Here is a 7,266-nt window from a genome sequence, read left to right on the forward strand (position 1 = left end):
TTCACACCAAAGCAGCGGCTGGCCATGGCCGCATCAGTTTCTACTTCTGCGACCCAGTAAAAATGGGGGCATTACCCAACCATGACGTCCAGAGCTCCCGTCCAAGGCATCAACCTATTCGACACCTCTTCATCGTCCTCATAGGAAACGGCCAGCCGTAGCCATAGCGGCCGCTGCTGAAGGTCTAACGACACTTCCAATAGAAATCGACCCGTTGCAACCATGAGGAACCGATCCTCCTCTGTCCCATCCTGCGCATACGTGATACGAAGGCTTTGATGACCAGGGCCTCGCTCATCGACAAGATCACCATCCTCCACGCGGGCCTCGGACAGGCGCTCCACGAGGTCGGGGATGGGAAGCTCAGTGGGAAGCACGACAAATTGGTCATCGTCGGCGGCCCGTTTAACAAGCTCAACGGCAAGCTTCAGCCAGTGAGGAAAATCGGGCTCCAGATGGGCAAGATAGCGTGGCGGCATCGTTTGGCAGGCAACTGACGAAAACAGCAGGCTACGCGGACGATGCGACATGTCGTGTCGTATGGATCAGCGGATTGCCCGGCCTCTAGATGGCATCAAGGGTCTCCGCGCCATAGATGGCCGCCATCTTCATCGACTGTTGCACAACCGTCGTTCGCAGACTGGCCGGCTCCAAGAGTTCAATGTTGTCGCCGCATCCAAGCAACCACCTCAACAGCTGACCCGTGCTCGGCACCGTGGCCCGAACGTGCACGTCGAACGGCGAGCCATCGGGCTCGTCATCCACCCGCTGATCGTCCGACAGCGGAGAGTCACATAGCAAATCGGCGACATAGCCGCGCGCCCTCAGGCACAGCACGATGCGCTCGCCCGATGCGAAATCCGCCTGTCCCCGGTCGATCCGCTCTTGCAGGCTGAACCCGGGCGAGGCATGAAACACGTCTTCAGTACTGGCCGCCTGAATCATCCGGTGCATGGCATACATGCGGACCACGGCACGATCGTCGTCCTTGACCGCATACAGGTACAGCCGCGGGCCGCGCTGCAGCATTCCCTGGGGGTGCAGCAGCGGCTCGGACCGCTTGCCCTGCGCGCTGTGATACAGCACGCGTAGCGGCTTCTCTTCAACCAGCGCTCGCAGCACCTGCGTCAGCACCTCCGGGTGAATATCCGCGGGAATCAGCCGCAGCGTGTCAGACACAATGCGCAGCTTGTCCTCGCCAAGCGGCAAGCCAGCACCGTCTTTGAGCAAGGCGGGCCACAGGTGATCGAAGCTGCGCTGCGGCAACGTGTCGCGCACGACAGCCCGCATCACGTGAAGCGCATACGCCCGCTCGTTGGCATCCACCAGGGCACGCGCACCGCACGACCGGTAAGTGAACGGGGTGCGCGTGGACGTGCGCTCGACGCGCTCCTCTTCCACGAGCCGCTGCAAGTCGCGCTCGATTGACTTCTTGCGTGCCGCCGGCGAGGCCGCCTCGGCATAGAGAGACTCGTGACGCTGCAGCAGCTGAGTCGTCGTCAGATAGACGCCCTGCCCGCTTTGCTGGTGAATCGTCGTCGCCAAAATCTTCATGCGATCAGATTGCTGCATGAATTCCCCGAATGTAAGTTTTGGTGACTATAACGTCAAAACCCGCCTTGGCACACACTGTGGCCACCGCGACATGCCGCGTCGCACTGCTCAACCACACTTCGCTCGTCTCTGGTTTCGTTGAATCACTCATGACGATCGTCTTGCTGGAACCGCACCCGCTCATTCGCGTGGGCCTGCAACAACTCATCGGCCAAATGGCTCTGCCCGTGCACACGCTAGCGCCTGAGCGCGTGGATCCCGACGCCCTCATGAATCTCGCGCTGGACATCGAGCTCCTGATCCTGGGCATTCCCGCCGACTGGGCCGCAGCGCGCGAACTCACGGCCCACGCTCGGCGACGCCTGCGACCGAGAAGCATCCTGTTGATCTGTCCGCCCGAGAACGCGTGGTCGGCATCCGGGGTGGAGATCGACAATGTGTACTGCTGCGTGCCGAGCGACGCGTCGCCGCTGACGCTACAAGCCGCCATTCGCATGGGCCTCGGACGTGAACCGTGGCGCGAGGATGACCCTCCTGCGGGCTCGGCATGTCCTTGTTCGGGAGCAGACAGCCCTGGCCAAGCCATGCATCCTGATCCGCCGGTGGCCGCATTGGCAGAAGGCCTTGCGACGGAGGGCTTTGTATCGCAGGTATCCGTTCCCAATGACCCCGTGTTCGATCCTGAATCACACGAAGGCACCTTGCGCGCGCGCGAGATGCAACGGCTAGATCTCACCGAACGTCAGTACGACGTGCTCGTCAGGATGGGCCGCGGCGAACCCATCAAGACCATCGCACGGCACCTGGGGATCTCGCCGGCCACGGCCCGCGCTCATGCATCGGCCATCTACCAACGACTGGGGGTGCGCAGCAAGGGAGAAGCGGTGCATGCGGCGCGCTGCAAAGGTGCGCTGCTGGCCGCGTGACTCAACGCGCATCGCTTGCGTTCGGTGCTCCCCCCTGCGCGCATTCTGCTTATCCACCCCTGCTGCGCGCGCGCACTATCATCCAGAACGAACGCCGAACCTTCACGGCAACCCCTCGAACCTGAAGAGCCGCATGTACGACATCATTGGCGATATCCACGGGCATGCCAGCGCCCTCACCCGACTGCTGACCAAGCTGGGCTATCAAGAGACCGCCGGCGTCTGGCAACACCCGCAAAGACGGGTCATCTTCCTGGGCGACTTCGTCGATCGCGGGCCTGCCCAACGGGAGACAGTGCGCATCGCGCGCACCATGGTTGAAGCCGGGCATGCGCTGACCGTGATGGGGAACCACGAGTTCAACGCTGTGACGTGGGCATCGCCCGACCCTGAACGCCCCGGCAGCTTCCTTCGACCGCACAGCGACAAGAACCGCCGCCAGCATCAGGCTTTCCTGGACCAGGTGGGTGAAGGCTCGGCCGCGCACCGCGAGATGATCGAATGGTTCAAGACCCTCCCGCTGTACCTGGACCTGGATGGCGTGCGCATCGTGCACGCGTGCTGGCACCCCGCCGCGCTGCGCGTGCTGCAGGCCTACACGGACGACCAGCACCGGATTGCTCCCGACGCGTGGCCCGAACTGTGTCGCAAGGGATCGCCAGCCTATGAGGCTCTGGAGACGGTGCTCAAAGGCCTGGAGATCCCCCTGCCCACCGGCAGCGACTTCCACGACAAGGATGGCAACCCGCGGCGCCACATCCGCACGCAGTGGTGGAACCTCGAAGGCCTGACCTACCGGGATCTGGCCATGGTGCCCGCCGACGTCATCCCACGCATCCCTCACGAGCCCGTAGCCGCCGACGTGCTGCCAGGCTACGACGGCAAGAAGCCGCTCTTCATCGGGCATTACTGGATGTCGGGAGATCCGACGCCGCTCAACCCCTTCATTGCCTGCGTGGACTACAGCATCGCGGCGCAGCACGTGGGCGGGGCACCGGGCAAGCTGTGCGCGTACCGGTTCGATGGCGAGGCCGAGCTGGCAGCGGACAAGTTCGTCTGGGTAGAGTGACTCATGTGGCATGCGACACGCCGTGTCGCATGCGCGCGCCTCATCGTTCATCGGCGCGATCTGACGGACGCAGGAGACACGTGTGAAAAGGCTATCGGCGCATTGGCCCAGTTCTTCGCCATCGATGCTCGGCTGATCAGAGTCGATGTACCGCTCGATTTACTCGCAGAGTGGGTGGCGCGGGATCCTCATCACGTACCGAGCGGTGGGCTCGTCCATTGGGCGATGAAGTCGGCAATTCTCTCTCCGATCTGACTCTCAACGGTACGCAGACGTAGGATAAGGATGCCGCACTTCGCCAGGATCCCGTCCTTCAACGCGTCCCGCGCCGCCTGATCGAGCCGATCGTGGGAGCCGCCATCGACTTCGATCACCCCCACCGGGATCTTTCCCACGCGGAAATAGATGACGAAATCGCAGCTGGCGCGCGCCATGAAGGCCCGCTCTCGGTCCGTCAAGCCCGGAGTGTGCGGCGATGCGATCTGATCCAGCTTGACTTGGCTGTGGACCTTCAAGGCTTCGCATGCCAGGGACGATAGCGCTTCGCGCAGCAACTGCGCCGCGATTCGCTCGGACTTGTAGCGCGAATCCTCGGGTCGCAAACGGGCGTACAACCGCGCGAGGGACTGGTCATATTCGCTGTACAGCAGGTCGAAGGCGGATACCACAGGCGCGCGCACGATTTGCTCTTCCTGCGCGTAATAGGTTACGTAGCGCATCAGCGCCGCGATGTGCCCGTTGTTGCCGGAGAACACCTCGTCGCCCGTCACCAGCGTGAAGCGGTGCTTGGCCCGCGACACCGCCACGTTGATCATGCGCGGGTCATCGACGAAAGCCAGCCGCTTGCGCTCCTGGTTGTAGCGCTTCTTGTCCAGCACAGTGGAGAAGACGATCTCGTCGCACTCACGGCCCTGGAACTTGTGCACGGTGTCATTGGCGAAATCCGCTGGCAGACGCGTGCCGGAGAGCGTGACCTGCGCGCGGAACGGCGCGATGAAGCCCCGGCCGTCGCCGTCGAGCGCGAGGGGGGCGCCCTCGTCGTCGAGCACCTTGAGCAGCGATTCCAGCTCCCGCGTGTTGGTGTTCTGGCGGGCGTGGTTGCCCTTGGCCGTCACAACAAGGCGCAGCGGCGCTTCGCCGTTGTCCTTGGTCATCGGCACCAACGCGTTGCCGTAGAACTGCTGGTTGCAGAACTGGATGATCCTGGGGTGGCAACGGTAATGCTCTTTCAGCAAGGTTCTTGGCAACGCGTCCTTGAATACGCCGATACACGAATCGAGCAGACTGTAGCGCTCGCAATCGTAGGCTTCAGCAGGCGCGGGGAGGCCCAGCGTCACTGGAATATGGGCCAACTGACGGTTGTCGCCGACCACGATCAAGTTCTTCGCGCAGCCCAGTGGCAAGATGCCAGGCACGATGTCCTGCAGCGAGGCCTCATCGATGATCACATAGTCGAGGATAGCCCCCGGCGCGATCGAATTGACAATGGAGTGCGTACCACTACCAAGAATCGGAAAACGCCGAACGAAGGCATCGAACTGTTCCCGATGCTTGTATGTTTTGGCATCGAAGCTATCCGACGGGAGCACCTGCTGTTGCAGATGCTGCTTCAGGTGGCACATAGACGCCGTTTTCAATGCCTCCAGCGAAGCCTCGAAATTTCCGCGCGCCAGCGATGCGCGGCACGCCTGTAGCTCCGCTTCCTTCTCTTGCAACGCCTTGTCGTAATAGTGCATCTGCAGGGAATGGAACACGGCCAGGCGAGCATCACCCTGGGCGAAAGGCTTGGAGCGGAAAATCTTGAAGTTGAACAGCAGCTCGATGCGATCCTTGAGGCGGATGCGCTGCTCACCGAGATGGGCCAGGTAGGCCATTAGGTCTGCCGTCTTGCGCGGCGACAATCCATACTTGTCCAGCGAAGCGGCAGCCTGCACACTGTGGTCCGCCTGCCAGCGCTGAAGGTGGCGCCGCTCGACAATTAGCTCGTCACGCTCGACCTGCAACTGCGCTGCCCGATTGTGATCGTGCAAGTGCTGCTTCACGCGGGCCAGCAGGGCCTGAATCTCTTCCAGCGTCGGCGCAGGCTCGGGTTCGCTCGATGGCAATGGCGGCAGATTCGCGAAAAAGTCCTTGCGGTTGTCCTGGTTGCCGAGTCTGGCGATCCGATGGCCCAGACCGCATTTATCCAGCTTCTGGTAGACGTTTTCAACCGCCGCGTTGTTGTTGGAAAGTACCGCCACCGTCTGTCCACGCAGCAGGATGTTGGCGAGGATATTGAGGATGGTCTGGGTCTTGCCGGTCCCCGGTGGGCCCTCGATCATACTTACCTGCGCTCGGAATGCTTGCTCGACCGCTGCAAGCTGACTCTCATTCAACCCGAACGGATAGATCAGCCCCTGGCCCGGCGCCAGCGCGCTGTTGCGCCCAGTGCAGTAGGCCTGCAAAGCGGTGTCGGCACTGACGGGCAGTTGCTCCAGTTGGCGGACCACATTGGCGGCAATGTCACGGTCACTCTTCGACGGGGCGCGATCCCGCCGTGCATTCGCCACGGCCAAGAAGTAGTGGAAAACCGGTGCCTCCTTGATCGCCGTGGGCGGAGCAAAGCCAATACCCTCCATGTTGTAGACATAAGGCTTGTCGGCGTTCGGATAATGGACGATGGCATAACGCTCGCCGTAGATCGTCGCCTTAGCGATGGGCGTGACGATTGTGCTGCCGGCCCTGGTCAACAACATTTCGCCCAACTCGCGGGTGGGAGATACCCGGCAGTCGCTGAGCGGACGCGTGTACGTCTTCTTGGAGGGGTAATAGCAGGTCAGGTGCAGGGCTTCGTACTTTTTACTCCAGGAAATCTTCCAGTCGCTGAACTTCACGCTCTTGCCATCGCGCCCCATCTGAATCGAAACCATACTTCCCTTACTCGTACGCGCGCGGCTGTCTTGACCCAACGGAACCTGCACAAGTTAAGCGGCTAACCCGAATTGCAAAGCCTGGCCAGTAGCGCGATGGTCTTGCCCTGGAGGATTTCCAACACCAACGCGCTCTTGCGCTTGGCCGTCCACCGCTTGATCTCGCCTTCCACCTTCACGCTCATCGTCGAACCTCCTCAGTGATGACATGAGCAGGTTTCAACTGGGTCGATACATCAACTCGACAGCGGCACTCCTAATGCGTTCATCGTCTCAGTCGTCATGCGCCCGTTTACCGGCAACGACTGCCGCACTTGGAACTGCCTAAGCGCCTCCACCGTCTGCGCCCCCATGATCCCATCGACCTTCCCGCTGTAGAACCCAAGCGACGTGAGCTGAAGCTGGACCCGCATGATCTGATGTTTGAGCTTGTCGGCGCGCGTGGGTTCGGCCGCGCCACGCGCTGGTGTTTCACTGGCTGAGGACGCGGCACTGCTCCGACTTGCGGTCGTCGCGGGAGACGAAGACGCCCCGGTTGAAGAGACCGGCGCGGAATAATAGGAAGGCGTCGGCGCTGCGCGCACGGGAGCCGGCGAATAACTGCGGCTGCTCTGCCCGGAGTAATGCGACCGGTGGCTCGAATGCGAACGATGGCTCGAGTGCGAGCGGTGCGCCGCGAACAGGTTGTCACGATCAAAGTTCAAAGGCCGGAGTGAGACGGCCTGAGGATCTTTGGGCTTGCCCCATCCCGCCGGACAGGTTGTTTAACCTAACAAGCCGCCGCCTCGAACTGGATGGGGCTGACGTA

At 61.9% G+C, this 7,266-nt stretch carries 5 protein-coding genes and 2 pseudogenes; 2 read left to right on the forward strand and 5 right to left on the reverse strand.

Annotation, left to right across the window (positions count from 1 at the left end):
* Positions 1-71 precede the first annotated feature (71 nt).
* Positions 72-530, reverse strand: coding sequence for a hypothetical protein (locus IMZ29_RS21835; RefSeq protein WP_216188299.1), 459 nt, complete (start codon positions 528-530; stop codon positions 72-74).
* 34 nt (positions 531-564) lie between these two features.
* Positions 565-1,572: a helix-turn-helix transcriptional regulator gene (locus IMZ29_RS21840; RefSeq protein WP_216188307.1), complete on the reverse strand. Its 1,008-nt coding sequence runs from the start codon at positions 1,570-1,572 to the stop codon at positions 565-567.
* Between the two features lie 131 nt (positions 1,573-1,703).
* Here IMZ29_RS21840 and IMZ29_RS21845 point away from each other — a divergent pair, with 131 nt between their 5' ends.
* Together IMZ29_RS21845 and IMZ29_RS21850 are read left to right on the forward strand one after the other, a co-directional pair.
* Positions 1,704-2,480, forward strand: a complete 777-nt coding sequence (locus IMZ29_RS21845; protein ID WP_216188309.1) for a response regulator transcription factor — start codon at positions 1,704-1,706, stop codon at positions 2,478-2,480.
* Between the two features lie 133 nt (positions 2,481-2,613).
* On the forward strand, positions 2,614-3,549 hold the full coding sequence (locus tag IMZ29_RS21850) for a metallophosphoesterase (RefSeq protein WP_216188311.1): 936 nt from the start codon (positions 2,614-2,616) through the stop codon (positions 3,547-3,549).
* Between the two features lie 191 nt (positions 3,550-3,740).
* Here the strand turns inward: IMZ29_RS21850 and IMZ29_RS21855 are convergent, their stop codons facing one another.
* The 3 genes and pseudogenes from IMZ29_RS21855 to hxsA form a co-directional block, all read right to left on the reverse strand.
* Positions 3,741-6,458: a DEAD/DEAH box helicase gene (locus IMZ29_RS21855; protein WP_216188314.1), complete on the reverse strand. Its 2,718-nt coding sequence runs from the start codon at positions 6,456-6,458 to the stop codon at positions 3,741-3,743.
* Positions 6,459-6,556: 98 nt separating this feature from the next.
* Positions 6,557-6,643 (reverse strand): annotated as a pseudogene (locus IMZ29_RS21860) (DUF1153 domain-containing protein); the annotation flags it as partial.
* Positions 6,644-6,694: 51 nt separating this feature from the next.
* Positions 6,695-7,177 (reverse strand): annotated as a pseudogene (gene hxsA, locus IMZ29_RS23435) (His-Xaa-Ser repeat protein HxsA); the annotation flags it as partial.
* Positions 7,178-7,266: the final 89 nt, after the last annotated feature.

It is taken from the genome of Verticiella alkaliphila (assembly GCF_018904615.1).
In the GTDB taxonomy this organism is placed as follows: Bacteria; Pseudomonadota; Gammaproteobacteria; order Burkholderiales; family Burkholderiaceae_B; genus Verticiella; species Verticiella alkaliphila.

Excerpts from the sequence above, each read along its gene's own strand:
- IMZ29_RS21835 (WP_216188299.1), bottom strand. The coding sequence starts at position 530 with ATGTCGCATCGTCCGCGTAGCCTGCTGTTTTCGTCAGTTGCCTGCCAA.
- IMZ29_RS21840 (WP_216188307.1), bottom strand. The coding sequence starts at position 1,572 with ATGCAGCAATCTGATCGCATGAAGATTTTGGCGACGACGATTCACCAG.
- IMZ29_RS21845 (WP_216188309.1), top strand. The coding sequence starts at position 1,704 with ATGACGATCGTCTTGCTGGAACCGCACCCGCTCATTCGCGTGGGCCTG.
- IMZ29_RS21850 (WP_216188311.1), top strand. The coding sequence starts at position 2,614 with ATGTACGACATCATTGGCGATATCCACGGGCATGCCAGCGCCCTCACC.
- IMZ29_RS21855 (WP_216188314.1), bottom strand. The coding sequence starts at position 6,458 with ATGGTTTCGATTCAGATGGGGCGCGATGGCAAGAGCGTGAAGTTCAGC.